24 protein-coding genes and 1 pseudogene are annotated in these 23,920 nt (G+C 67.2%); 11 read left to right on the top strand and 14 right to left on the bottom strand.

The features are described from left to right. Positions 1-324: 324 nt before the first annotated feature. Positions 325-1,428, bottom strand: coding sequence for a response regulator (locus INE98_RS07300; RefSeq protein ID WP_293537788.1), 1,104 nt, complete (start codon positions 1,426-1,428; stop codon positions 325-327). 387 nt (positions 1,429-1,815) lie between these two features. On the opposite strand from INE98_RS07300, the gene queC reads away from it, so the two are divergent. From queC to INE98_RS07285, 3 genes are read left to right on the top strand one after another with little or no spacing between them, the layout of a single operon-like run. Next, positions 1,816-2,538, top strand: a complete 723-nt coding sequence (gene queC / locus INE98_RS07295; protein WP_293537786.1) for a 7-cyano-7-deazaguanine synthase QueC — start codon at positions 1,816-1,818, stop codon at positions 2,536-2,538. Next, the gene (gene queE / locus INE98_RS07290) at positions 2,535-3,167 is read left to right on the top strand and encodes a 7-carboxy-7-deazaguanine synthase (RefSeq protein WP_293537785.1); all 633 of its coding nucleotides are present in this window, start codon (positions 2,535-2,537) and stop codon (positions 3,165-3,167) included. The genes queC and queE overlap by 4 nt, the downstream gene beginning before the upstream one ends. A gap of 21 nt (positions 3,168-3,188) precedes the next feature. Continuing rightward, positions 3,189-3,563 carry a 6-carboxytetrahydropterin synthase gene (locus INE98_RS07285; RefSeq protein WP_293537783.1) on the top strand — a complete coding sequence of 125 codons (375 nt, stop codon included), beginning with the start codon at positions 3,189-3,191 and terminating at the stop codon, positions 3,561-3,563. A 12-nt stretch (positions 3,564-3,575) separates the two neighbouring features. On the opposite strand, the gene INE98_RS07280 is transcribed toward INE98_RS07285, so the two are convergent. Continuing rightward, positions 3,576-4,304 (bottom strand): superoxide dismutase, encoded by a 729-nt coding sequence (locus INE98_RS07280; protein ID WP_293537781.1) that lies wholly within the window; start codon positions 4,302-4,304, stop codon positions 3,576-3,578. Positions 4,305-4,390: 86 nt separating this feature from the next. Further along, positions 4,391-4,789: a MerC domain-containing protein gene (locus tag INE98_RS07275; protein ID WP_293537779.1), complete on the bottom strand. Its 399-nt coding sequence runs from the start codon at positions 4,787-4,789 to the stop codon at positions 4,391-4,393. A gap of 81 nt (positions 4,790-4,870) precedes the next feature. On the opposite strand from INE98_RS07275, the gene zigA reads away from it, so the two are divergent. The 3 genes from zigA to INE98_RS07260 all read left to right on the top strand — a co-directional run bounded on the left by zigA (position 4,871) and on the right by INE98_RS07260 (position 7,931). Then, complete coding sequence (zigA, locus tag INE98_RS07270) at positions 4,871-6,076, top strand: zinc metallochaperone GTPase ZigA (RefSeq protein ID WP_293537778.1); 1,206 nt, start codon at positions 4,871-4,873, stop codon at positions 6,074-6,076. Between the two features lie 476 nt (positions 6,077-6,552). Continuing rightward, positions 6,553-6,768 carry a hypothetical protein gene (locus tag INE98_RS07265; protein ID WP_293537776.1) on the top strand — a complete coding sequence of 72 codons (216 nt, stop codon included), beginning with the start codon at positions 6,553-6,555 and terminating at the stop codon, positions 6,766-6,768. Positions 6,769-6,788: 20 nt separating this feature from the next. Continuing rightward, positions 6,789-7,931 carry an iron-containing alcohol dehydrogenase family protein gene (locus INE98_RS07260; protein WP_293537775.1) on the top strand — a complete coding sequence of 381 codons (1,143 nt, stop codon included), beginning with the start codon at positions 6,789-6,791 and terminating at the stop codon, positions 7,929-7,931. 23 nt (positions 7,932-7,954) lie between these two features. Here INE98_RS07260 and aroC read toward each other — a convergent pair whose 3' ends face one another. After that, on the bottom strand, positions 7,955-9,043 hold the full coding sequence (gene aroC, locus INE98_RS07255) for a chorismate synthase (RefSeq protein WP_293537774.1): 1,089 nt from the start codon (positions 9,041-9,043) through the stop codon (positions 7,955-7,957). A 10-nt stretch (positions 9,044-9,053) separates the two neighbouring features. Beyond that, complete coding sequence (locus INE98_RS07250) at positions 9,054-9,734, bottom strand: dienelactone hydrolase family protein (RefSeq protein ID WP_293537773.1); 681 nt, start codon at positions 9,732-9,734, stop codon at positions 9,054-9,056. 70 nt (positions 9,735-9,804) lie between these two features. On the opposite strand from INE98_RS07250, the gene pdxH reads away from it, so the two are divergent. From pdxH to INE98_RS07235, 3 genes are read left to right on the top strand one after another with little or no spacing between them, the layout of a single operon-like run. Further along, complete coding sequence (pdxH, locus tag INE98_RS07245) at positions 9,805-10,467, top strand: pyridoxamine 5'-phosphate oxidase (protein ID WP_293537771.1); 663 nt, start codon at positions 9,805-9,807, stop codon at positions 10,465-10,467. After that, entirely contained in the window at positions 10,464-11,966 is a 1,503-nt protein-coding gene (locus INE98_RS07240; RefSeq protein WP_293537769.1) for a bifunctional aminoglycoside phosphotransferase/ATP-binding protein, read from the top strand. Before pdxH ends, INE98_RS07240 begins: the two co-directional genes overlap by 4 nt. After that, on the top strand, positions 11,963-12,478 hold the full coding sequence (locus INE98_RS07235) for a thioredoxin family protein (RefSeq protein ID WP_293537767.1): 516 nt from the start codon (positions 11,963-11,965) through the stop codon (positions 12,476-12,478). Before INE98_RS07240 ends, INE98_RS07235 begins: the two co-directional genes overlap by 4 nt. Here the strand turns inward: INE98_RS07235 and INE98_RS07230 are convergent. Further along, positions 12,475-13,587 (bottom strand): NAD(P)/FAD-dependent oxidoreductase, encoded by a 1,113-nt coding sequence (locus INE98_RS07230; protein ID WP_293537766.1) that lies wholly within the window; start codon positions 13,585-13,587, stop codon positions 12,475-12,477. The two genes, INE98_RS07235 and INE98_RS07230, sit on opposite strands and share 4 nt — an antisense overlap. A gap of 169 nt (positions 13,588-13,756) precedes the next feature. Here INE98_RS07230 and INE98_RS07225 point away from each other — a divergent pair, with 169 nt between their 5' ends. Then, positions 13,757-14,248 (top strand): Lrp/AsnC family transcriptional regulator, encoded by a 492-nt coding sequence (locus tag INE98_RS07225; protein WP_293537765.1) that lies wholly within the window; start codon positions 13,757-13,759, stop codon positions 14,246-14,248. On the opposite strand, the gene pgsA is transcribed toward INE98_RS07225, so the two are convergent. The 5 genes from pgsA to INE98_RS07200 all read right to left on the bottom strand — a co-directional run bounded on the left by pgsA (position 14,226) and on the right by INE98_RS07200 (position 20,529). After that, positions 14,226-14,828, bottom strand: coding sequence for a CDP-diacylglycerol--glycerol-3-phosphate 3-phosphatidyltransferase (pgsA, locus tag INE98_RS07220; protein WP_293537764.1), 603 nt, complete (start codon positions 14,826-14,828; stop codon positions 14,226-14,228). The genes INE98_RS07225 and pgsA overlap by 23 nt on opposite strands. After that, a complete protein-coding gene (uvrC, locus tag INE98_RS07215) occupies positions 14,828-16,714 on the bottom strand; it encodes an excinuclease ABC subunit UvrC (RefSeq protein WP_293537763.1) in 1,887 nt (628 codons plus the stop codon). Before uvrC ends, pgsA begins: the two co-directional genes overlap by 1 nt. A gap of 110 nt (positions 16,715-16,824) precedes the next feature. Continuing rightward, the gene (locus INE98_RS07210; RefSeq protein ID WP_293537762.1) at positions 16,825-18,648 is read right to left on the bottom strand and encodes a long-chain-acyl-CoA synthetase; all 1,824 of its coding nucleotides are present in this window, start codon (positions 18,646-18,648) and stop codon (positions 16,825-16,827) included. 122 nt (positions 18,649-18,770) lie between these two features. Beyond that, positions 18,771-19,952 (bottom strand): amidohydrolase family protein, encoded by a 1,182-nt coding sequence (locus INE98_RS07205; RefSeq protein WP_293537760.1) that lies wholly within the window; start codon positions 19,950-19,952, stop codon positions 18,771-18,773. Positions 19,953-20,046: 94 nt separating this feature from the next. Then, the gene (locus tag INE98_RS07200; protein ID WP_293537758.1) at positions 20,047-20,529 is read right to left on the bottom strand and encodes a peroxiredoxin; all 483 of its coding nucleotides are present in this window, start codon (positions 20,527-20,529) and stop codon (positions 20,047-20,049) included. A 124-nt stretch (positions 20,530-20,653) separates the two neighbouring features. Here INE98_RS07200 and INE98_RS07195 point away from each other — a divergent pair, with 124 nt between their 5' ends. Next, positions 20,654-21,226: a YqgE/AlgH family protein gene (locus tag INE98_RS07195; RefSeq protein WP_293537756.1), complete on the top strand. Its 573-nt coding sequence runs from the start codon at positions 20,654-20,656 to the stop codon at positions 21,224-21,226. 10 nt (positions 21,227-21,236) lie between these two features. On the opposite strand, the gene INE98_RS07190 is transcribed toward INE98_RS07195, so the two are convergent. The 3 genes and pseudogenes from INE98_RS07190 to INE98_RS07180 form a co-directional block, all read right to left on the bottom strand. Beyond that, complete coding sequence (locus tag INE98_RS07190; RefSeq protein WP_293537755.1) at positions 21,237-22,895, bottom strand: bifunctional diguanylate cyclase/phosphodiesterase; 1,659 nt, start codon at positions 22,893-22,895, stop codon at positions 21,237-21,239. Positions 22,896-22,907: 12 nt separating this feature from the next. Next, positions 22,908-23,519 carry a GNAT family protein gene (locus INE98_RS07185; RefSeq protein WP_293537754.1) on the bottom strand — a complete coding sequence of 204 codons (612 nt, stop codon included), beginning with the start codon at positions 23,517-23,519 and terminating at the stop codon, positions 22,908-22,910. A gap of 35 nt (positions 23,520-23,554) precedes the next feature. After that, a pseudogene (locus INE98_RS07180) lies at positions 23,555-23,920 on the bottom strand (insulinase family protein); the annotation flags it as partial.

Raw genomic sequence — 23,920 nt, 5'->3', positions numbered from 1 at the left:
GTTCGGGGCACACCCGCAAGCCCACTTACGCCGCCAGGGGACTGGCGAAGGGTCGGGCGCGTCGAGCACCTCCAACCTAGAGCGGTTCGGACAGGGACTTCCGTGGGCGCAGTGAGCCCTTTTGCTCCAGCCCCTGCCTCGTTGGACAGGGGAATGAGCGCGGGGACTCTGCGGGTTGGGAGCTGACCCGGAGAAAAGAAACTTCGGCGCTATACTGGACCATGCAGGTGAAGAGGGGCTTCTCCCGGTGCACGCGACGATCCGCACATCGACCCGACCCTGGACTTACCGACCCCGATCCGACGGTCTTTCGAATGCCCGGCGTCAGGTAGCGGCGATGGCCCCACCCGGACCCCCGGGCAAGTTCTCCAGGACGACCTGGAGCAACTGATCAGGCTTCATCGGCTTCTCGACAACGCCGTTCATTCCCGCACGGAGATAGGCGGCTGTCTCTTCGACGTCGGCGTTAGCGGTCAGGGCGATAATCGGTATCTGGCCGACCGGATCGGGAAGAGCGCGAATGCGGCGGGTGGCGGCGACGCCGTCTAGCCGCGGCATGCGAATGTCCATGAGGATCAGGTCGAAGCGCCCGGAGGCGGCCGCGGTCACGGCTTCCTCTCCATCCGCGGCGGGCTCGGTTGTGCAGCCGAACATGCTGCAAAGGGTCTCAGCCACCATCCGGTTGGTGGCGTTGTCATCGACGACCAGGATATGCGCAGAAAGACCCTCAGCCGCCGTCTCAACGGGAAGCTCAGGTGGAGACTCGGTGCGGAAGGCGAAGCTCAGGGTCTCTCCCAGGCCGGGATTGTGGAGGGTCCGCGCACGCCCCCCGAGCCTGCGAAGGATGTGCCTTGCGAGCATGAAGCCAAGGGCCGTCTCCAGGCCGAACATGGCCTCGATCTCCCGCACATCGACCTCGAACTCCCCGCGGGCCGCTGTCGAGGCGGATCTGACCCGGCCCTCAAGGATGAAGCCTCCCTCGGTCTCCTTGACCCGCAGCATAGCTTCGACTGCACCCCCGCTCGCGGCGGAGAGCGCATGGGCGACAAAGCCATCGAAGACCTGAAGAACCCGGTCTGCGTCCAGCATGGCGGCGCCCTCTGGCGGCCCGTCATACGACACCAGAAGGGTGACCCGTGAGCCCTGTATGCGCTGACGCCAGCGATCGTCCAGACGATCCACGAGGTCACGCAGGGCGACGGGGCCGGGTGTCAGGGTGAGGGTATCGGAGAGGGCGGCGCGAATATCGGAGGACGCCGCTGTAATCCGGCGGACGGTCTCCGCGGCTGCAGCGACACCCTGCACACAGGCTCTGGCGTCAGCGGGAGACAGGGGGGAGGCCAGACGGGCCGTCAGCGCCAGGATTCCCTCCATCTGCTGGCGGATCTCCCGGGTGACCCTGTCGAAGAGATAATCGGGCGCCGACATGGGAAGCTGTGAGCCTTATGCTTCTCGTCACACGATGACGCCGAGGCGTTTCGCTGAAGTTAAGGCTTCGGAAGCCTTGTGGCTCTCGCCAGCCGCATGCGCGGCGCCGGAAAAAGGGCCCGCAGTGTTCCGCGGGCCCCTTCGGTCTCTGGGTGGAGGACGCGCCGACTGGCCCAAACCGCCGGCAGGTCTTGGAGACCCCGATGCCAAGCATCCGGGGCTCGGTGTAGAACCCATTCCGGAACAGGCCTTGGGAATCATCCGTCAGGTAGGTGTCCGTGAGCGCCTCCCCGTCAGTCGCATCCTTCACAAAGGCCTCGACCGACCCGCCATTGCCGGCGGAGTCCGAAGTTTTGCGTTGCAGCAAGCCAGGGGGTATTCAGGCGCATGACCCATCACGACCGCGCCCTTGTTCTGTTCTCGGGAGGGCAGGACTCCGCCGCCTGCCTCGCCTGGGCGCTTGACCGCTACGCCCACGTCGAAACGGTCGGGTTTGACTATGGACAGAGGCATGGGGTGGAGATGGTCCAGCGGACAAGGGTGCTGGACCAGGTGCGGTCCGGCTTCCCCGCCTGGGCGGAGCGACTGGGAGCTGATCACCGGTTGGACCTCACCGCCTTCGGAACGATCGGCCAGACGGCGCTGACCTCCGAACGCGCGTTCGAGATGGACGCCCGTGGCCTGCCAAACACCTTCGTACCCGGCCGGAACCTGGTCTTTCTGACCTGGGCGGCGGCCCTGGCGGATCGAAGGGGGCTGGGCCGGCTTGTGGGCGGCATGTGCGAGACGGACTTCTCAGGCTATCCGGATTGCAGGCGGCGGACGCTTGACGCTCTGCAGAACGCCCTGAACCTGGGCATGGACCGCGACTTCGTGATCGATACGCCCTTGATGCATCTGACAAAGGCTCAGACCTGGGCCCTGACCTATGGGCTGGGCGGCCAGGCGCTGGTGGACATCACCTTGGAGGACACCCACACCTGCTACGCCGGGGAGCGAGGCGATCGGCACGACTGGGGGTACGGTTGCGGAGTTTGCCCCGCCTGCGACCTGCGCGCCCGCGGCTGGCGCGAGTGGGAGGCGGCGGGCCGGCCCGCCCTTTCCCCATGAGCTACGCCGTCAAGGAGATCTTCCTGACCCTCCAGGGCGAGGGCGGTCAGGCAGGCCAGGCTGCTGTCTTCTGCCGGTTCGCCGGCTGCAATCTCTGGTCCGGGCGCGAGGAGGACCGCGCAACCGCCGCCTGCACGTTCTGCGACACCGACTTCGTCGGGATGGATGGGCCCGGAGGGGGACGGTTCGCCTCGCCGGGGGACCTGGCCGAGGCCATCCTTTCGGCCTGGCGCGGAGGTCCGGAGAACCGCCTGGTTGTTCTGACCGGGGGCGAGCCCCTCCTGCAGGTCGATGACGCCCTGGTCGCCGCGATTCACGACCGGGGGTTCCGGATTGCTATCGAGACGAACGGCTCCCTGCCCTGCCCGTCCGGCGTCGACTGGATCTGCGTCAGCCCCAAGGGCCGCGTCCCCGTCGTCCAGCGATCGGGGCAGGAGCTCAAGCTTGTCTATCCCCAGCCCGGGATCGATCCGGCCGACCTTGTGGGTTGGGACTTCGAGAGTTTCAGGCTCCAACCCATGGACGGCCCACGGCTGGCGGAGAATACGCAGGCCGCGATCGACTATTGCCTTTCACACCCGCTCTGGCGTTTAAGCGTCCAGACTCACAAGTCCCTCGGCATCCCCTGACCGCCCGGCGGTCCCCAAGACATGACCCCAAGACAGTTCGAGATCACCAAGGCCGCGACCTTCGACGCGGCGCATTACCTGCCCGAGGGTCCGGAAGAGCGGCCCTATCGTCGTCTTCATGGCCACTCTTTCCGCGTGGAGGCTTCGGTCCGTGGGACGCCTGACGGCTCGGTCGGGTGGGTCACGGATCTCGCCGACCTCGACGCTGACCTCCGCTCGGCGGCGGGTGAGCTGGACCACGGCCTCCTCAACGATACGCCGGGGCTGGAACGCCCGACCCTGGAGACTCTCTGCTCGTGGTTCGCCGAACGGCTCTGTGCGCGCTATCCGGATCTCTCGAGGATCACGGTGTCCCGACCCACCCTCGGAGAGTCCTGCACCCTCACCCTCGGCTGAGTCCGGGTTGGCTTATCGGGTCGCCGCCGCGAACAGCCGGTTGGCCTCGTTCCAGTTCAGGACGCTCCACCAGTTGGTGAGGTAGGCGCCGCGGTTGCTCTGGTACTTCAGGTAGTAGGCGTGCTCCCAGACGTCATTGGCGATGACCGGGGCGCCCTTCACGGGGGCGTCGCCCATGAGGGGATTGTCCTGGTTCGGCGTGCTGGTGACGGCGAGCCGGTCGCCGGTCCACACCAGCCAGGCCCAGCCGGATCCGAAACGCTGGGCGCCGGCGGCCTGGAAGGCATCCTTGAAGGCCTGCATGGAGCCGAAGTCCTTTTGGATCTGGGCCGCCAGAGCCGCGGAGGGCTCGCCGCCCTGCCCGGGCGGCGCCATCAGCGACCAGAAGAGGGTATGATTGTAATGACCGCCGCCGTTGTTGCGGACTGCAGGCGGATAATTCTGCACCTCGGCCATGATGGCCTCCAGGGACTTGCCCTGCAGGGCGGGGGTCGCCTTCACGGCAGCGTTCAGGTTGTTCACATAGCCCTGATGATGCCGACCGTGATGGATACGCATGGTCTGGGAGTCGATCGCCGGCTCGAGAGCCTCAAAGGCATAGGGCAGTGGCGCTAGGGAGAAGGGCTCGGCGGCGGGCGCGGGGGCGGTCGTTACAGCGGGAACGGCCGGGGCGGGAGCGGCCAGGGCGGGACCGGCAAGGCCGAGGGCGAGGGCGGCGGCGATGCGAACTACGGCGGGCATGTCGGGGGTCCTGGCTCTCTCGGAAGAACGGGGAGGAAGAGCGCGGACGCCCTCGGCCCGTTAAATGGTGGGCGCAGGCGCTCGCGTCAATTCTCTGCAGCCATAGCCACAACCGCCGGATGAACGGCGCGCCGACGGAGATTGAGGAGGTGGGCGGCGACCAGGGCGGCGCTGCCGAGACTGGTCAGGGCGACCTCGATCCACTCAGGCCAACCCCAGGGAAGGCCGGCGGCCAGGCCGGTGACGCCCAGAAGGAACAGGGCCCTTACGCCGGGATGACGCCAGCCGCCCGTAGCCCTCAGGGCCAGGGCGGACACCGGGGTCGCCGCACAGAAGAAAAGGATGTGGACCCACCCGGCGTGGGACAGTGCGCCAAGGACGGGGACGACCGCCGCCAGGAGCGGAAGCGCCAGGCAGTGCGCCAGGCAGAGGCCCGAAATTCCGACGGCTACGGCGTCCGGCACACCGCTCGAAGAGACTGACATTACTGGTTTCACCTTGCCCGGCCGACTGCAGCTCATTAGATATGTTATATTGTAACAAATGTCTAGCCCCGGAGGGCGCCCTTGGTCCAGCTGCCTGTCACTGTCCTGTCCGGCTTTCTCGGCGCCGGAAAGACCACCCTCCTGAACCATGTTCTGCGAAACCGCGAAGGCCTCCGCGTCGCTGTCATCGTGAACGACATGAGCGAGGTCAATATCGACGGAGCGCTGGTCCGCCAGGGCGGCGCAGACCTGTCGCGGACCGAAGAGCGCCTCGTGGAAATGTCCAACGGGTGCATCTGCTGCACCCTGCGAGAGGACCTGCTCGCAGAGGTTCGCCGCCTCGCCGCCGAGGGGCGCTTCGATTACCTCCTCATTGAGAGCACCGGCATCTCCGAACCCATGCCCGTGGCGGCCACCTTTGACTTCATCTCCGAGGATGGCGAAAGTCTCCGGGACGTCTCGCGGCTGGACACGATGGTCACGGTGGTGGACGCCTTCAACTTCCACCGGGACTATGGCTCCAGCGACTTCCTTGCCGATCGCGGCGAGAGCCTCGGCGAGGAGGACGCCCGAACCGTCGTCGATTTGCTCGTAGACCAGATCGAGTTCGCCGATGTCCTGGTCCTGAACAAGACCGACCTTGTCTCACCGGCGGAGTTGGCGGTGGTCGAGGCGCTCTGTCGCCAGCTGAACCCCCTGGCCCGGATCGTGCATGCGGAGCGTGGCGCTGCGCCCCTCGGGGATATCCTCGACACCGGCCTGTTCGACATGGCGCGCGCCCAGAGCGCTGCCGGCTGGCGGCAGGCACTGGAGTTCGGCAAAACACCCGAGACCGAGGAATACGGGGTCTCCAGCTTTGTTTACCGCGCGCGACGCCCCTTTCACCCGATGCGCCTGAAAGCGATCCTCGACTCCGAGTGGCCGGGAGTGTGGAGATCAAAGGGGTTCTTCTGGCTTGCGACCCGAATGCGCTTTGTGGGCTCATGGAGCCAGGCCGGAGCGGCTGCGACGCATGAGTGGGGCGGATACTGGTGGGCGTCCATCCCGCCTGAGAGGCGCCCCCAGGACACCGAGAGCCGCCGGTTCCTCTCAAATGTCTGGCGCAGCCCGTATGGCGACCGGAGGCAGGAGATCGTCCTGATTGGCAAGGATATGGACCGGGCAGCGCTCACCGCCATGTTTGACGCCGCCCTCCTCACCCCCTCGGAGATGCAGAAGGGTCCAAAGGCCTGGGCCCGCTTGCCGGACCCCTTCCCCACTTGGGGAGCGGCAAGTCCGCCGCAATGATCGAGCCCTTCAAGGTCACTTTGGCTTGCGAGGGGCGCCTCCGCCCCCCGCATGATGCGCACCCCCTCGGGAAGTCGGAACTGAAGGCCGTCGTCCTTGGCGCGCTGCGCTCGGCAAGGGTCCCCCTGACTGTACCGCAGATTCAAGCCCGCATCGGGGCGGTAGCCTCTGAAGGACCGCGCACGGCAGACCTTCGAAGGGCCCTAAGGTCTCTCAGGACATCAGGGCAGATCATTTGGATGGGCCCGCTGCGGGCTTATGTCGCGGTGTTTCCCCGACCAAGGAAGTCTGGCGTCCTGCTCTGCAGCGAAGTCCACGAGACCGCAACGCCCGACCTGACGACGGCGCCCGTGTGCTGGCGGACGCCCGCCAGTCGCACATCGAGAGTAGACGTTCTGGGATCATGAATGTTATGATATAATGTTACTTTTGACGGCGGCTTTTTGGCGGCCGTCTTCGACTTCGGGAGGGCTTCAGTGTCGATCCGGCAGAGCCTCAGCGATGAGGAGAGACAGGAACTCCTCAGGATGGTCCACGAAGAGGATGTTCAGCGCGCCCGGCGCCTGCTGGACCCCGGAATTGCGGCGGCCCAGGCTGAATGGGTTCCCCAGTCGGCCATCCTGGACGCTGTCCACCAGATCCTTTTGGAGATCGGGCGGCCGCCCTCGCCACGACAGACCTTTGACGCCTAACACTCCGTAGCAGGAACCCCATGCTCTCAGGACAGTCCTTTATCGTACGTCCTCTTCCCACCCTCGTCTTCGGCGACGATACGAGCCTCCAGCTGGGAGGCCACGTAAAGTCCCTAGGACTGAAGGCCGTCTTGTTCGTGACCGACCAGTCCCTTCGCAGGACCGGACTGGCTGAACCCGTCATCGACGCCCTGCGGATGGCGGGCATCGAGGTCGACGTCTTCGACGGGGTCGAGCCAAATCCCACGGACCGGAATGTGGAAGCAGGGGCGGAGAGGCTCCGAAAGCTGGGATCGGCGGGCGTGATCGCATTCGGAGGTGGTTCCTCGATGGACTGCGGCAAGGCCATCGCCCTCCTGGCGAGGAACGCAGAGACCGTCCCCGCCCTCCAGGCCGGGCCACCGGCCAATCCCGGAGCTCCGGTCATCGCAGTCCCCACCACCGCAGGCACCGGTTCGGAAACCAACAGCGCCTGCGTCATCACCAACAGTCAAATGGGCAGGAAAACCTATGTGATGCACCCCAGCATCACGCCCGCCTTCGCCGTTCTGGACCCCAAGCTGACCCTCGGGCTTCCGGCCTATCCGACAGCGACCTGCGCCTTCGATGTCCTGACGCATGCGATCGAGGCCCTGGTGTCCCTGCGATCCACCCCCTACTCGGACGCCGTCGCCCTTGAGGCCATCCGGAGCGTCCATGCGAACGCACGCACCGTTGTTCGAGACGGGTCGAACCTGGAAGCCCGGTCGCAGATGCTTCTTGCCTCAAGCATGGCGGCCATTGCGTTCAATGTGGCGGGTCTCGGATCGGCTCATGGAACAGGGCATGCGCTCTCCGCGAGGCTCTCGGCCGCCCACGGGCAGACGCTTGCGACCATGCTCCCGCACGTCATGGCCTACAATCTGCCCGTGGCGGAGGCGAAGTATGCAGCCGTCTCGGAGTGCCTCGATCCCGGGCGGCCAGCATCCGGAAGCAATGCCGTCGACGCCGTGTTGAAGCTGCGCGAGGAGATCGGCCTCGCAAGATCGATCCGGGAGCTCGGCGGGGCGGACGACCTGCTCCGGACGCTTGTCGAGGACGCCGTGGCGGATCCCGTGAACCGGTCAAACCCGCGACCCGTGGATGCCGAGGCTCTGGAAGCCCTCTACCGCGCGGCCTGGTGACGGCGGGTCGCGCCGATCCCGCCTCACCCGCCGGTCTGCCCCCGGTGCCTCAGGAAGGCATCGGCCAGGACGCAGGCGGTCATGGCCTCCACAACAGGCACAGCGCGGATGCCCACGCAGGGGTCGTGACGGCCCTTGGTGCGCAGATCGATCTCCTCCCCGTCCTCGCTCACTGAACGGCGAAGGGTGAGGATCGAGGATGTCGGCTTGAACGCGATCCTCGCCGTGACTGGCTGACCGCTGGAGACGCCGCCCAGGATTCCTCCGGCATGGTTCGACAGGAAGACCGGACCTTCCGGACCCATGCGCATTTCGTCGGCGTTCTCCTCGCCGGAAAGCGCCGCAGCGGCGAAGCCGTCGCCGATCTCCACCCCCTTCGCGGCGTTGATGGACATGAGGGCGGCGGCCAGTTCAGCGTCCAGCTTGCCGTAAAGAGGCGCGCCCCAGCCAGCGGGGACACCAGTCGCCTCCACCTCGATGACCGCGCCGGTGGAAGAGCCTGCCTTGCGCACCGTCTCCAGGTGCTTTTCCCAGACCGGGACGATTCCGACGTCGGGCGCCCAGAAGGGGTTCTCTGTCCTCTGGTCCCAGTCGAAGCGCGACCGGTCGATGGCGTGCGGGCCGATCTGTACAACCGCCGCACGGATCGCGACCTCCGGAATGACCCTGCGGGCTATAGCCCCAGCGGCTACCCGGGCCGCAGTCTCCCGCGCGGACGAGCGCCCGCCGCCCCGGTAGTCGCGCACCCCGTACTTGGCGGCGTAGGTATAGTCGGCATGGCCTGGCCGGAAGGCCTGGGCGATCTCGGAATAGTCCCGGCTACGCTGGTCGACGTTCTCGATCATCAGCGATATCGGCGTTCCGGTGGTGACCTGCCCGCCCGTACGTTCATCCTCGAAAACCCCCGACAGGATCCGGACGGCGTCGGGCTCCTGGCGCTGGGTCACGAACTTGCCCTGCCCCGGCCGCCTCTGGTCGAGGAAGACCTGGATGTCCTGCGTCGTCAGCGGCAATCCGGGCGGGCAGCCGTCAACGACGCAGCCCAGGGCTGGCCCATGGCTTTCGCCCCAGGTCGTCACACGGAAAAGGTGTCCGAAGGTGTTGTGCGACATTCCGCCCGGCCTAGCCGCCGTTGGCGAAGAAAAGGGCAAGCGTCCTCTCGCGGGCCAGGCTCGCACTTGGCTCGTGATAATCGCTTCGGCGGTCGGACTGGAAGCCGTGCCCGGCGTCATAGACATGGACGGCCACTTCGGGGTGCAGCTCAGCCACCTTGCGCACGCCCTCCATCGGAATGCCGTGATCGTGCTCGCCAAAATGCAGGATGGTCGGACAGTTGGGCTTGCGGTCGGCCATCGCGGGGATCATCGAGCCGTAGTAGCCGGAGGCCGCCGACAGATCCCTTGAACGGCAGGCCATGGCCCAGGTCACCGATCCGCCGTAGCAATAGCCCGTCATGAAGACCGGTCCCTTGTCCTTGAGGGCGTCGACGCAGGTCTGCGCATCCTTGAGCGAGACCTCGAAGTCATGAAGTTGACGGGCGACCTGGATGGCGCGCTGGATATCCTGCTCGGAGTAGCTGGCCTCGAAGCCCGGGACCTCGCGGTCGTACAACGCAGGTGAGAGGACCTCGTAACCGTGCTCGGCGAACAGGTCGCACTGCTCCCGGATGTGCTCGGTGACGCCGAAAATCTCCTGGATCAGCACCAGGCCGCCACGACGCTGTCCCCTCGGCTCGACATGGTAGACGCCGATCTCGGCGCCGTCGCTCATCGTCATCCGGATCATCTGTCCGCGCGTGGCCATGGAGATCCCTCCTTCGTCCCGTGTGCGGCTAGCCATACCGTCGGCGGCCGGCCTGCGCTATAGGGCGCGCATGATCAAGAAGCCTCCCATTCCCCCCTCCCCCACAGAGGACGAGTACCTCAAGGGTGTCGCCGCCGCGGACCTGCCGCCCCTTACGGCCGACGACCCGATCGCCCTGTTTGCAGAATGGCTCTCCGAGGCCGTGAAGTCAGAGGTGAACGATCCCAACGCCATGGCTCTGGCCACGGCGGACGAGAACGGGCTGCCCGATGTGCGGATGGTCCTCCTGAAGGACGCGGGGGCGGATGGCTTTGTCTTCTACACCAACCTCGGCAGCGCCAAGGGCCGCCAGCTGGCGGCGAGCGGCAAGGCGGCCCTCCTGTTTCACTGGAAGTCCCTTCGTCGCCAGGTCCGGGTCCGGGGGACGGTTTCGCCAGTCAGCGACGCCGAGGCCGACGCCTACTGGGCCACCCGGGCGCGACCCGCCCAGCTGGGCGCCTGGGCTTCTGAGCAGTCTCGCCCCCTGCCCGACCGCCTCGCCTTCGAGAAGGCCATCGCCGCCTACGGACTGAAGTTCGGCCTGGGCAAGGCGCCCCGGCCTCCGCACTGGTCAGGCTTCCGGCTGACCCCCTTGCATATCGAGTTCTGGCGCGACCGGCCCTTCCGTCTCCACGAACGGCTTGTCTTCGACGCCACTCCCGCCGGCTGGACCACGAGTCGGCTCTATCCGTGAGCTCCGCTTCGCCGGACGAATCCGCGGTCGACGCCTTTTTCTCCGCCCTTGGAGGCCGGCGGATCGAGACAGCCTGCAACCGCATCTACCTCGCCGGCGACACAGCCTGGAAGGTCAAGCGCCCGGTCGACCTCGGCTATGTGGACTTCACCACCCTGGAGCAGAGGCGCGAGGCCGCCGAGCGGGAGATCGCCTTCAACCTATCCGCCGCCCCTGACATCTACAGGCGGGTCCACGCCGTCACCCGCTCGGCCGCTGGCCTGGAGCTCGACGGTCCCGGCGAGACGGTCGACTACGCCGTCGAGATGCGGCGGTTCGACGAGGACGCCGTGCTCTCGGCCAAACCACAGGCGGTGGACGGGGTCCTGGCGGAAGCCCTCGGTCGCGAGATCGCCCGGCTCCATGCATCGGCGCCCCTGCGTCCCGAAGGAGGCGGCGCCGCGGGCCTTGGCTACACTGTCGACTCCAACGCCCGCCTGCTGACGGGGCTTGCCGATCGACTTGGCCGCGAGGCGGTGGAGAGGGTCATCGCAGGGACCGCCGCAGCCTTCGCCGCCGCGACGCCCCTTCTTGAGGCCCGGCGTGGCGCAGGGTTCACGCGCCGTTGCCACGCCGACCTCCACCTCGGGAACATCCTCCTGGAGGGCGGACGCCCGGTCCTTTTCGACTGCATCGAGTTCAACGACCGGCTTTCGGACATCGACATCCAGTACGACCTCGCCTTCCTGCTGATGGACCTGGACTTCCGGAACCGGCGTGACGCCGCCTGCCGGGTGCTCGACGCCTGGCTGGACGAATCCGCTCGCAGGGAGTCCGCCGGCCTGCACCTGGGCCTTGCCGCCCTTCCCCTGATGCTCTCGGTACGGGCGGTCGTGAGGGCGCACGTGGAGGCGAATTCCGGGCATGACGCCACGGGCCGCGACTACCTGAACGCCGCCCTTCGACACCTCTCTCCGGCTCCGGCCCGGCTGGTCGCGGTCGGCGGCGTCTCGGGGACTGGAAAGACCACCCTCGCCCGCGCCATCGCCCCTTTCCTCGGCGCCTCGCCCGGGGCTGTGGTGCTGCGCTCCGATGAAGTCCGAAAGCGCCTTGCCGGCCTGCGGCCTTCTGAGCGGGCGCCGGCGTCCGCTTACGATCCCGAGATGACCGATCGGGTCTACGCCACCCTCTTCGCCGAGGCCTCAGAGCTGGTCGCCGCCGGGCGGAGCGTGATCCTCGATGCAACATTCCTGGAGGCCGGTCGGCGGTCTGAGGCCGGAACCCTGGCCACCCGGCTGGGCCTCGCCCTCGAGGGGCTGTGGCTCGAGGCGCCAGAGGACGTCCTGCGGGACCGTCTCACCCGCCGCGAGGGCGACGCCTCCGACGCCACCCCGGAGACCCTGACCGCCCAGCTGGGGCGGGACGCCGGGCCGGTTGCCTGGACCCGCCTTCCTCCCCATCCTGATCTCCCCGGACAGGCCCTCGCCCGTCTGGGGAGCCCGCCTGGAGACCGCCCATGAAACGCCGAAGCCTTCTGACCCTGCCCCTCGCCCTCTTCACCGCCGGCCCCGCCCTAGCGGCCCGGCCGGCCCCACGCCTCTCGATCCGCAGTTTTGCGGAGCTGAAGACGCCCCTGCCGCTCCCGTACGACGAGGGCGCGGACGCCACCGCCGCCGTGGACGCCGCACGCCGCAAGGCCCGCCGCGAAGGCAAGCGCCTGCTGATCGACCTGGGCGGGAACTGGTGTCCGGATTGCCGGATTCTGGCGGGAACCATGGCGCTTCCTGAACTCGACCGGTTCCTCAACGCCTACTTCGTGACGGTGATGGTTGATGTCGGCCGCTTCGACCGCAACCTGCAGATCCCAGCCCGGTACGGGATCACCGGCCGCCTTCCTGGGGTCCCCGCCTTGTTGGTGATCGATGCGCGGACGGACAAGCTCCTGAATCCAAACAACTTCTCTGCGCTCTCCAATGCACGCGGCATGTCGCCTCAGGCCCTGGCGGACTGGATCGCCGGCTGGGCGGCCTAGAGGCCGAGCCGCCCGGCGACTTCCTCGCCGATGGCGAGGGAACTGGTCAGTCCGGGGCTCTCGATGCCGAACAGCGCCACAAGGCCTTCGAGGCCATGGGCCTCGGGCCCGTCGATCCTGAAATCCGGCTGGGGCTCGCCCGGGCCATGCAGCTTGGGACGGACCCCGGCGTAGTCGGGTTGCAGCGCCCCGTCGGGCAGACCCGGCCAGAACTTGCGGATGTAGGCCGCAAACTCCCGCGCCCGACCCGGATCTACCGAATAGTCAGGCGCGGGTACGAACTCGAGGTCGGGACCGAAAACGGCCTGCCCACCCAGGTCGCGGCGGTAGTGTGTCCCAAGGGCCCCGGGAATTGGGGGCGGATAGATCAGGCGATCAAAAGGCGCGCGGCCAGCGAGCCGGAAGTAGACGCCCTTGCCGAAATGCGCAGCCGGGATCGACCCGGCGGGAAAGCCGTCTATCAGGGCGGCGACGGCCTGGGCTCCCAGACCTGGGGCCGTCACCAGACACCTGGCGGAGAGCCGGGTCGGGTCAGCGCCCCCGGCGAGGACGGACCATCCCCCGCCGGGCAGAGCCTCGGCGCGTTCGAAGGGAGTCGACAAGGCCAGGGCGCCTCCATGCGCCTCGATCTCTCCAACCAGGGCGAGCATGTAGCCATGGCTGTCGAAAATCCCGCTTTCCGGGGAGATCAGGGCTGCGTCGCACCTGAGCTCAGGCTCGAGGGACCGGGCCTGATCCGCTGTGAGGGGCGCGATCCCCTCCACGTCGTTGGTGCGGGCCTGGGCGAGCAGGCCGTCCATGCGCGCCAGTTCCTCCGGACCGTTGAATACCACGAGCTTGCCGCACCGTCTGAAGGCGACATCATGGGCCTCAAGGAAGGCGTAGAGCGCCCTGCGGCCGGTCACGCAGAGCCGCGCCTTCAGGGATCCGGTCGGATAGTAGAGTCCGCCGTGGATCACCTCGGAGTTTCTCGAGGACACGCCCTCGCCGAAGCGCGCCCCGGCCTCCAGGACGACGACAGACTGACCGCGCCGCGCAAGGGCGTAGCCACAGGCAAGCCCTACCGCGCCCGCACCCACCACCGCCGCATCGAAATCAAAGCTGACCATGCCCCATGGCCTATCTGACCGGGAGCGGAAAGCAAGCCGCCGCCTCTCCTTCGAAGCTCATAGGAAGTGTATTGCGCAAGACAGCGTTTTTCGGGCAAAAGTCTGCGCGAAAGCGACGTGTCTCCTCATGCACAGGAGATACTGAGACGTAATCCTGCAAGGAGCCTGCGTGGCCGAAACCCTGGACGCCATCGATGCACGGATCCTGGATCTGATCCAGGCTGACGCCGCCCTGTCTGTTGCAGAGATCGCAGACCGGGTTGGCCTCTCTTCCAGTCCCTGCTGGCGCCGGATCAAGCGGCTCGAGGAGAGCGGAGTGATCCAGAAGCGGGTCACGATCCTGGATCGTGAAAAGCTGGGCCTGTCGTTCGAGGTCTATTGCACGGTGAAGCTCGCCCTGCCGACCAAGGATAACCTGGACGCCTTCGACCGGGCGATCTCGGACATGCCGGAGGTGGTGCAGTGCGCCACGGTCACAGGCGCCGCGGACTACGAGCTGCGCGTCGTGACCCGCGACATGCCGGCCTTTGACGCCTTTCTGCGCGACAGGCTCCTGTCGCTGGGCCTGGTCTCGAATATCGAGAGCCGGATCGTGATCCGGTCCGTCAAGAATACGACCGCCGCGCCGCTGGGCCTCGTCACGCCTTATCTGGAAGTCTAGCACCCGGATCGCCGGGGGATGGCTCGCTGAGACCGCGGCGAGTCTTCAGCAGGTAGTCCAGCCCCGTCCAGAGGGTCAGGATCGCGGCAAGCCAGACAAGTCCGAGGGCAAGGACCTCCGGGAAGCCCGTGACCAGACCGGCGCCCATCACCACCGCCAGAGCGAAAAGCTGGAATGCGGTCTTCCACTTTGCGAGTCCGGTGACGGGCAGCTTCAGCCCTCTGGCCGCTCCGACCTCGCGCAAAGCGCTCACGGCGAACTCGCGGAACAGGATGAGTCCGGCGGGAACAGCGAAGGCTGGCCCAGCTCCGGCCGCCATCAGACCCACTATGGCGCCGCAGACCAGAATCTTGTCGCCGATCGGATCCAGGATGGTCCCCCAAACCGTCACGGCGTCATACCGGCGGGCGAGCCAGCCATCGAGAAAGTCGGTGATGGCCGCGATCACGAAGCCCCAGAAGGCGAAGTGAATCAGCCCCCCGTCCGGATCACGGCCAGCACCGACCGCCACGAGGGCGGCGAACATGGCGAGGGTCAGCAGGATCCGGGCGACCGAGAGGATATTGGGAAGGGCCTTCATCAACGCTCCTTGTGAAAGGCGGCGAATATGCGTTCGGCGAGGGGCCGGCTGACACCCTCCACCTTCTCCAGATCCTCGGCGGAGGCCCGGGCGACGCCGGCGGCGGACCCGAAGGCGTGCAGCAGCGCCCGTTTGCGCGCCGGCCCGATACCGTCGATCTCATCCAGCGGATTGCGCCTCAGGTCGGCCGCCCGGCGCGCCCGGTGGCTCCCGATGGCGTAGCGGTGGGCCTCGTCCCGCAGCCTCTGGAGGAAATAGAGGACCGGGCTTTTCGGCTCCAGCATGAAAGGCGGCTGGCCGGGCAGGAAGAAGCGCTCGAGGCCGGCGTCACGGTCGGGTCCCTTGGCCACACCGACCACCGGAATGTCGTCAACCCCCAGCTCGGTCAGGACCTCAAGGGCCGCGGCCAATTGCCCCGCACCCCCGTCGATCAGCACCAGGTCCGGTCGCACCGTGGTTTCGCCGGAACCGCCCTCACGGACCAGGCGGCCGAAGCGTCGCCTGAGGACCTCGCGCATCATGCCGTAGTCGTCCCCGGGGGTAAGGTCCGTGCTGCGGATGTTGAACTTGCGGTACTGGGCCTTCTGAAAGCCGTCCGGCCCGGCGACGATCATGCCGCCAACGGCGTTGGTCCCCATGATGTGGCTGTTGTCATAGACCTCGATCCGCTCCGGGGAAGCGTCCAAGCCAAAGGCCTCCGCGACCCCGGCCAGGAGTTTCGAGTGGGCGGACCCTTCCGCCAGGCGCCGGCCCAGGGCCTCCCGGGCGTTGGTCAGCGCCTCGTCGACCAGGGCGCGTTTCTCGCCGCGTTCCGGCCGGCGGATCTCGACCCTGCGGCCGGACTTCAGGCTGAAGGCCTCGGACAGGAGATCAACCTCGTCGGGCTCGCAGCTCACCAGGATGAGCTTCGGGATCGGCCGGTCGTCATAGAACTGGCCGATGAAGGCCGCCAGGATCGACGGGTCCGGGTCGGTGCGGTCAATCCGCGGGAAGTAGGCCCGGTTGCCCCAGTTCTGGCCCGCGCGGAAGAAGAAGACCTGGACGCAGGCCTGACCGCCATCGCTGTGCAGGGCGAAGACGTCCGCCTCCTCCAGGCTTTCGGGATTGACCAGGGTCTCCTGGCTCACGGCCGCCAGGGCCCGGATCCGGTCGCGGAGGCGGGCCGCCTGCTCGAACTCCATCTCGTCGGACGCCGCCTGCATCGCCTCGGACAGCCGGGTCATCACCGCCCGGCTGCGGCCGCGCAGGAAGTCCTCGGCCTGGTCCACCAGGGCGGCGTAGTCCTCAAGGCTGATCGCGCCCGTACAGGGCGCAGCGCAGCGGCGGATCTGGTGAAGCATGCAGGGCCGGGTCCGGCCCTCGTAGACACTGTCCGTGCAGGACCTCAGCAGGAAGGCCTTCTGCAGGGTGTTGAGGGTGCGGTTGACCGCGTTCGCGGAGGCGAAGGGGCCAAAATAGTCCCCCTTGAGGGTGTGGGAGCCCCGGTGCTTTCGCAGCTGGGCGGCGGGATGGTCCCGCCGGATGACGATCTCGGGAAAGCTCTTGTCATCGCGCAGCAGGACATTGAAGCGCGGCTTCATCTGCTTGATCAGGTTGATCTCAAGCAACAGGGCGTCGGTCTCGGTCCGGGTGGTGACGAACTCCATGGCCCGGGTCAGGTCGACCATCAGGGCGATGCGCTGGGTGTGGAAGCGGCCCTGGGCGTATTGCAGGACCCGCTTCTTCAGTGACCGGGCCTTGCCCACGTAGAGGACCTCTCCGGCCTCGCCGATCATGCGGTAGACGCCGGGAGAGTCGGGCAACCTCCGCACCTGATCGCGGATCAGGGCCGCCCCGGTGAGGGGTGGGTCGTCGGCCTGCGCTGGAGCTTCGACGTCCGTGGACATCCCTCACCTATAGGCGACTCCCGCCCGGCTGGGGACCCCGTCGGGGGCTTCGTTCGCCAGGGGGCGGAAGACCCCCAAGACAAAGGTCCGCCTTTCGACGCCTTGGGGACTCAGAGGCGGATCTGGCCGCTCGTGATGGCTGCGTAGGCGGTGGCGTCCAATGCCCTGTAGCCGCCATCAGCGGCGCGATAGAACAAGGGGGCCGTGACCCTTCCCGGATCGAAGCCGTCCGCCACAAGGTCCGCCTTGCGTTGCTTGAAGGTGCCCGTGACGGCGAGTTCGGGCTCAAGCCGGACGAAGGCTGGCCTCGCATATTCCGGCAGGTCGGCTGCGATACGCGAGGCGAGCATGTCGATGTCAAAGTCCGGCCCGGTCACCAGGGCGGCCATGCCCGCGCGGCCGTCAGCCCCGGGAACGCTTACGCCATAGACGTTCGCCTCTACCACCCCGGGGGCGCCGTGCAGACAGAGAGCCACCTCCGCTGTCGAGACATTCTCGCCCTTCCAGCGGAAGGTATCTCCGACACGGTCCACGAAATACACGTATCCATCCGCGTCCTGTCGCAAGAGGTCGCCAGTCCGGAACCAGGCGTCACCGGGAGCGAAGACGTCGCGGAGCACCTTCTTCTCCGAGGCGACGGGGTCCAGATAGCCGGTGAACTGCGCCCTGGGGTCCGCGCTGTCGATACGCCCGAGGCACTCTCCCGCCTCCCCTGGAGCCGCCTCGATGCACAGGCCGTCCGGCCCCCTCAGGGGGGCCTCCGCTTCATAATCGAAGCGAACGATCCGACCATTGAACCGCCGCCTCAGGAAGCCGGGAATCCTGCCGATGGCGCCCGGATGACCATCGAAGTTGAAAAGGGAGACATTACCCTCAGTCGATCCGTAGAATTCCAGAACCGAGGGAAGGCCGAAGCGGTCGACGACCGCCGGCCAGACGTCCGGTCGCAGGCCATTTCCGAAGGCGAGCCGCAGACTGTGGCGGCGCTCGTCGGGGTGGGGCGGCTGGTTCGCAAGGTAACGGCAGAGCTCGCCTATGTAGACGAACTGGGTGCAACCCTCCCTCCGGACATCCTCCCAGAACTGGCTCGCGGAAAAGCGACGCTTCAGCACGACACAGGCGCCGTTGAGGAGCGCCGCGCCCATCCCGCAAAGCCCCCCGGTGGCGTGATACAGGGGAAGGGCGACATAGATCCGGTCCTTCGGTCTCGCTCCGGTGGCGCCGGCGAATCCGCGCATGTAGAGCTGGACACGGACATGGGTCATCCGGGCGGCCTTGGGCAGGCCGGTCGTCCCAGAGGTGTAGATCAGGAGGGCGGTGTCAGCGGCCGTGAGGCCATCACGCACCGAGGGCGGCGGGGGGGCTTCCGAAAGCCCCTCCAGGACGGCTGTCAGGTCGCCCTCGCCCGGCAGGGGAGAGTCCAGGCTCCACAGCCGCGGAACACGCTCCAGATCCCCGAGGACATCCTGGAGTGCGGGCGAAGTCTCGGCGTCCACAATGACCTCCAGAGCCTCAGAGAGGCCCAGGCAGTGCGCGAGCGCCTTCCCGGTGAGCTGGTTGTTGATGAGAGCCGCGACCACTCCGACCTTGGACAGTCCGTACCAGGCCGGCAGATACTCGATCCGGTTGGGAAGGAAGATGGCCACCCTGTCTCCCGGCCGAAGTCCGCCTTCGAGCGCCCAGCGGGCGAACCGGTTGGCCAAGGCTTCCATCTGCCCATAGCTCAGGCTCCGCCCCTCGAACCTCAAGGCCTCCCGATCGCTCCAACGCGCCGCTGCGGCCTCGAGGTCATCGCAGATACGGCGGGGGTTCGACGGGTGTATGCCGCGCACCCGGCCCATGGTGCGGAACAAGCCCGAGGCGAACTGAAGGTCACGCTTGAGGGTGGCGATCATCAGAGGCTTTTCCAGATCAGTGAGCGATGCGCTCGTCATCTGGCGGCGGGGAACTCCAGTTTCAAGGCGAAGGCGACCTCCCGGAGCTCGGCATCCTGAGGTTCTGGCGTTTCCCTGCCGCCAACAACCCCTGAGAATGGGTCCACGGTGTCCTCGAAATGTCAGGCTGCCTCAAGGCCCGGCAGGTCGTGAAGTTCGACAGGCAGGCCTTCGCCCATCAGATCGATGAAGTTATCGCGCCAGAACCGGCGATGCGACGCTTCGGGCACGCCCTCGAGGGCCTCGCCGAAACGCTTCAGCGGATTTCGACCGCCCTCGATGTGCGGAAAGTCCGACGAGAACATGCAGACCTCTTCTCCGGCGTTCTCGATGATCCAGGCCACATCCTCGTGCGGATAGGGCGTGGCGCGGAACTGGCGGCGCAGGATTTCGCTCGGGCGAGCCGACAGACGCTGGAGCCGCTCCTCGCGACCAAAGGCCGCGGCCCCGGAGTCCATAAACTTCATCAGGCTCGGGACCCAGGAGGCGCCCAGCTCGATGGCTCCGAACTTCAGGCGCGGGAACCGGTCGAAGACCCCGTCGAAGACCAGGGCCGCCAGGGTCTGCCAGACCGCCACCGGAATGGTCATGAAGGACAGCGAGGTGAAGTTCTCGGCGCCGCCATGGAAGTCCAGGACCCGCGGCAGGCCGTTCTCGAAGTAGGCGGGGTTCATCTTCTCCTCGCCGCCCACGTGGAAGAGAACCGGCAGGCCCGCCTCCTGGATCAGGGCCCAGAGAGGATCAAGGCCCACATGGCTGGGACTGTGACCGGGGGGGCACCGCGAGGGGATCATCAGGCCCCGGCATCCCAGCTCGATCGCCTCGCGGGCGATCCGGGGCGCAGCCTCGATGTCGACGAGGGGCACGTAGCCCGTCGCCAGCAACCGGCGGTCCACCGAACAGAAGTCCGCCATCATCCGGTTGTGGGCCCGGGCGCCAGCCAGGGCGAGCTCGACCCTGCCCGCCTCCTCCAGACCATAGTTGCCCAGGGCGTGGGTGGTGAAGACCAGCTGGCTGGCGAAGCCGAGGAGGTCGAGGGAGCGCGGCCGGTCCTCCCGGCGGAAGGCGCCCAGGGCCTGGTAATTCTTGCGCAGGAGCAGGTTGGCCTCATCGCCGGACCGGAACTCCGGGTCATCGTGCTGGGCGCGGGCCTTGTCCGCCCAGCCGGTCAGGTCGCCCGGCTTGCGGATCGCCTCGGAGAAGGCCGCCCTCAGGCCCGGCTCGACATAGCGGTCGATCTCTCCGGGCAGTTCCATGACGTGTGAGTCCGCGTCATGGACCGTGAAACCCTCGACATAGGGCATGGGCCGACCTCCCCCATTTGTTGCCTGGAGACACTTCGGACCGGGGAGGCGCGGCGGTCAAGCCCCGCCGCGGCGGACGGGGCCTCCGGCGAGATCAGAGCTGGGCGAGCAGGTAGTCGGCGGCCGAGACCTTGAACTCACCCGCCGCCTCAATGTTCAGCTGCTTCACGACGCCGTCCACGACGTACATCGAGTAGCGCTGTGATCGCAGCCCGAGGCCGAACTTGGAGCCGTCCATGATCAGGTCCACGGCCTTGGTGAAGTCGCCCGCGGGGTCGGCGATCATCTCGATCTCGCCCAGCACGCCCTGGTTCTCGCCCCAGGCCTTCATGACGAAGGCGTCGTTGACGGACAGGCAGACAATGGCGTCGACGCCCTTCGCCTTCAGGTCGGCGGCCAGGTCCTTGTAGCCGGGCAGGTGGCGAGCCGAGCAGGTGGGGGTGAAGGCGCCGGGGACGGCGAAGAAGGCCACCTTCCGGCCCTTGAAGATCTCGTCGACCGTGGTGGGCTTGGGCCCCTCGGCCGTGCCGGCGATGAGATTGGCGGCGGGAAGGGTGTCTCCGACCTTGAGGGTCATGGGCCTGTCTCCGGATGGCGGTGAGTTCGGGATGGCGCACAGATGAGCCCTGACGGACCGCCTGCAAAGGCGAAGTGCGACGCGATGTCTTGAAACCGCCCCAAGAGAGTCGGAGAACCCCGCCATGGAGCCTGCAGCCTATCTGACCGGTCAGCTGCTGATCGCCCTTCCCGCGATCGGCGATCCCCGCTTTGATCGGGCGGTGGCGCTCATCTTCGCTCATGATGCCGACCACGCGATGGGCCTGGTTCTGAATCGTCGCCTTGAAGGCCTCAGGCTCGGCGAAGTGCTGGAGCAGCTGGGCCTCCCCTCCCCCGAATCCCGTCGCCTGGAGCCCGTCCTGATCGGGGGACCGGTCCAGCCAGAGAGGGGGTTTGTCATACACAGCGATGACTTCCGGGCGAAGGACGGGGCCACGCTGTTGGCGCCGGGCGGCCTGGCTTGCACGCCGACCCGGGAGGCTCTGGAGGCGATTTCCCGAGACACCGGTCGACCGAGCCAGTCCCGTCTGGTTCTCGGTTATGCAGGTTGGGGACCAGGTCAGCTGGAGGAAGAGATCCGCCGGAACGTCTGGCTGACCTGTCCGGCGGATCAGGAGATCGTCTTCGAAACCCCGGAGTCGAAGGTCTGGACAGCGGCGCTCGCTCGACTTGGAGTGGACCCCTCCCTCCTGACCTCCGAGGCCGGACAGGCCTGACCCTGCGGGCTCATCCCCGGGTCTTCAGAGGGGCGGCTCCATCGACGTAGCACTCATTCAGGTAGACTTCCGCCTCCTGGGCGGAGAGCGCCGGTGCATAGCCGTAGCCCTGGCCGTAATTGCAGCCGAGGGCGCGTAGCCGACGGGCGATCTGGGCGTTCTCCACGCCCTCTGCGACCACTTCCATGGACAGGTCCCGCCCCAGCTTCACGACTGACGAGACAATCTTGGCCGACCCCTCATTGACCGCCATGGTGCGGACGAAATAGCGGTCGATCTTGAGGATGTCGAAGGGCAGTCGGGCGAGATAGCTGAGGGATGAAAAACCGGTCCCGAAGTCGTCCAGCGCCAGGCCCGCGCCCGCGCCCTTGAGATCCGCGAGAATGCAGGCGGCGGAATCCGGGTCGCGCATGACGTCGCCCTCCGTGACCTCCAGCTTCAGTGCGCCCGGCGGCAGGCCGGTCTCACGGCGGATCCTGCGAATATCGTTGACCAGTCCCTCCCGGTAGATCTCGCCGGTTGAGAGATTCACCGAGACCGTCAGGTCTCCGGCGGCCCAGTGATCCCTTCGCCAGCGCGCCAGCTGGACGGCGGCGTCGCACTGCATATAGGCGCCGAGTTCGCTGATCAGGCCCATCTCCTCGCAGACGCCAAGGAAGGCGTCCGGCGCCAAGAGCCCCCGACGGGGGTGGCTCCAGCGCACCAGGGCTTCGAATCCCGAGAGCGCGCCTGTCCCCAGGTTGACGATGGGCTGGTAGTGGGCTCGCAACTCCCCCCGACCAATGGCGCCGCGCAAGTCGCCCTCAAGGGCGAGCCGGGAGAGGCCGTCTGATTCCAGTGTGCGACCGTAGGCCACGGCCGCGCCGCGCCCCTCGAGCTTGGCTGTCTCCACCGCCAGTTCGGCGCGACGCAGGAGTTCGCTGGCCTCCGCCTCGTCACCCTCCGCCGCCTCGGCCGCCCCGAGCGAAAGGGTGGGATGAATGTCCAGGCCGGAGATGCGAAGAGGCTGCTCAAGGGCGCGACGAAGAACCTCCTCAGGCTTGGGCTGGCTCATCGGGGTCAGGACAGCGAACTCATCCTCCCCGACCCGCGCCGTCAGCGCCCCTGATGGGAAGGCGGCGCTGAGTCGGGCGCCGAGGGCCGCAAGGACCAGATCCGCACGCTCAGGCCCGAGCGCCTCATTCAACCGCCTGAGCCGATCCAGATCCGCCACCACAAGGACGCTGTGCCGGGAGGATCTGAGCTGTTCCTGCGCCCTCGCGAGGAAGGTCCGGCGATCAAGCAGGCCGGTAAGGCCATCGAACCCCGAGACGCTGCGACGGGACTCAGCCCTCACAATGCCGGCGGCCCGAACACCATCCTCGAGCCAGACGCCCTGCCAGAGGCAGGGGTCGACCCCGCCAAGCAAACGGAGGCGAAGCTCGATTTCGGCGCCGGGAGGCCGGATCTGAAGGAGTTCAGAGAGAGCCGGACGGTCTTCCGCCTGGATCAGGGCCCGAAGGGCGCCGCCCGAGCACTCGGGCGCAAGTGGTCCAAGGCCCAGCGAACGGGTGGGACCGGTGAAACTCAGGCGATCCGTCGCGGGCTCCCACAGCCACAGCGCCACCATCGCGGCCCCAAGCGCCTCAAGCGTCGTCGTCGGGTCCCAAGTCCAGCGGTCGTTGAACATCCGGCGTCCCGGTCAGGCGGAAAACACTTCCTTCGGCGGGTCGGTGCGCGATGAGGGCGCGACCAACCCGAACAGGACATGGTCTCTCCATTCGCCGTTAATTTTCAGATAAGCTTGCGCCATGCCCTCTTCCTTAAACCCCGCGCGACCCAGCAGCGTGCGGGAGGGCGCGTTCTCGGGGACGCAAGCGGCTTCGAGCCTGTGCAATGACAGGGTTCTGAACGCAAAGCGGGTCACGGTCCGGACCGCTGCGAGCGTGAGGCCCTGCCGGGCATAGGATGACCCGCACCAATAGCCGACCGTCCCCATCTGAGCCACGCCGCGGCGGATATTCGAGAGGGTGATGCCGCCAGTCAGGGCCCCGTCGGCCTTCCGGAACACCAGAAAGGGATAGGCCGACCCCAGGTCTATGTCCCGGGCATATGACGCAAGGCGCCGCCGCCAGGCCGCCCGGGTCAGGTCATCCTCGGGCCACAAGGGCTCCCAGGGTTGGAGGAACTCGCGTGAGGCTCGCCTGAGTTCGCTCCATTCCGGAAAGTCGGAGGGTCGAGGGGGACGTATCTCAATCCCGTCCCCCTGGAGCCTGAGGCCTTCGCCCGGCGTGATCCAGTCCAGAAGCGCCATGGGTGAAAAGTCCGCCGTTTTTCAGGCCCGTCAAGTCACGGTCCGGTGCGCCGATCCGTACGCCCGAGGGCGAGCCTGAACCGCTCGGCCGCTCCGTGCGCTTGGCGCGGCCCAAGCACGGCCGCTGCGGAGGTTCCCGCCTCAAGCACCCGCGACCCGGCTCGCCGGACCGCCGCCAAGTCGCAGGCGTCAATCCGGTCTGCGATCTCGGACGGGGGAACAAGCCGACCATGGGTCAGGACTTGATGCGCGGCCTTCTCAGCCCGGGAGAGGAGAGACTCCGCTGCAATGAACTGCGACGCCTTCAACTGGGCCCGGGCGCGATCCACCTCGTCGGCGCGGGGACGATCGGCGAGGTCGAAAATCTGATGCGCGCAGAGCGCCGCAGATCGGAAGAGCGT

This window comes from Phenylobacterium sp., assembly GCF_020253645.1.
Classification (GTDB): domain Bacteria; phylum Pseudomonadota; class Alphaproteobacteria; order Caulobacterales; family Caulobacteraceae; genus Phenylobacterium.
Note: the sequence above shows the minus strand (reverse complement) of the source record. Positions and strands in the feature narration are given on the sequence as shown.

Bases quoted from the DNA above. Each gene is read 5' to 3' on its own strand.
- pgsA (WP_293537764.1), bottom strand. From the start codon at position 14,828: ATGAAGGCCCTTCCCAATATCCTCTCGGTCGCCCGGATCCTGCTGACC.
- INE98_RS07185 (WP_293537754.1), bottom strand. From the start codon at position 23,519: ATGGCGCTTCTGGACTGGATCACGCCGGGCGAAGGCCTCAGGCTCCAG.
- INE98_RS07205 (WP_293537760.1), bottom strand. From the start codon at position 19,952: ATGCCCTATGTCGAGGGTTTCACGGTCCATGACGCGGACTCACACGTC.
- INE98_RS07250 (WP_293537773.1), bottom strand. From the start codon at position 9,734: ATGGCCACGCGCGGACAGATGATCCGGATGACGATGAGCGACGGCGCC.
- INE98_RS07275 (WP_293537779.1), bottom strand. From the start codon at position 4,789: ATGTCAGTCTCTTCGAGCGGTGTGCCGGACGCCGTAGCCGTCGGAATT.
- pdxH (WP_293537771.1), top strand. From the start codon at position 9,805: ATGATCAAGAAGCCTCCCATTCCCCCCTCCCCCACAGAGGACGAGTAC.
- INE98_RS07260 (WP_293537775.1), top strand. From the start codon at position 6,789: ATGCTCTCAGGACAGTCCTTTATCGTACGTCCTCTTCCCACCCTCGTC.
- INE98_RS07235 (WP_293537767.1), top strand. From the start codon at position 11,963: ATGAAACGCCGAAGCCTTCTGACCCTGCCCCTCGCCCTCTTCACCGCC.
- aroC (WP_293537774.1), bottom strand. From the start codon at position 9,043: ATGTCGCACAACACCTTCGGACACCTTTTCCGTGTGACGACCTGGGGC.
- INE98_RS07300 (WP_293537788.1), bottom strand. From the start codon at position 1,428: ATGTCGGCGCCCGATTATCTCTTCGACAGGGTCACCCGGGAGATCCGC.
- INE98_RS07200 (WP_293537758.1), bottom strand. From the start codon at position 20,529: ATGACCCTCAAGGTCGGAGACACCCTTCCCGCCGCCAATCTCATCGCC.
- INE98_RS07230 (WP_293537766.1), bottom strand. From the start codon at position 13,587: ATGGTCAGCTTTGATTTCGATGCGGCGGTGGTGGGTGCGGGCGCGGTA.
- queC (WP_293537786.1), top strand. From the start codon at position 1,816: ATGACCCATCACGACCGCGCCCTTGTTCTGTTCTCGGGAGGGCAGGAC.
- INE98_RS07280 (WP_293537781.1), bottom strand. From the start codon at position 4,304: ATGCCCGCCGTAGTTCGCATCGCCGCCGCCCTCGCCCTCGGCCTTGCC.
- queE (WP_293537785.1), top strand. From the start codon at position 2,535: ATGAGCTACGCCGTCAAGGAGATCTTCCTGACCCTCCAGGGCGAGGGC.
- INE98_RS07210 (WP_293537762.1), bottom strand. From the start codon at position 18,648: ATGACGAGCGCATCGCTCACTGATCTGGAAAAGCCTCTGATGATCGCC.
- INE98_RS07285 (WP_293537783.1), top strand. From the start codon at position 3,189: ATGACCCCAAGACAGTTCGAGATCACCAAGGCCGCGACCTTCGACGCG.
- INE98_RS07195 (WP_293537756.1), top strand. From the start codon at position 20,654: ATGGAGCCTGCAGCCTATCTGACCGGTCAGCTGCTGATCGCCCTTCCC.
- INE98_RS07190 (WP_293537755.1), bottom strand. From the start codon at position 22,895: ATGTTCAACGACCGCTGGACTTGGGACCCGACGACGACGCTTGAGGCG.
- uvrC (WP_293537763.1), bottom strand. From the start codon at position 16,714: ATGTCCACGGACGTCGAAGCTCCAGCGCAGGCCGACGACCCACCCCTC.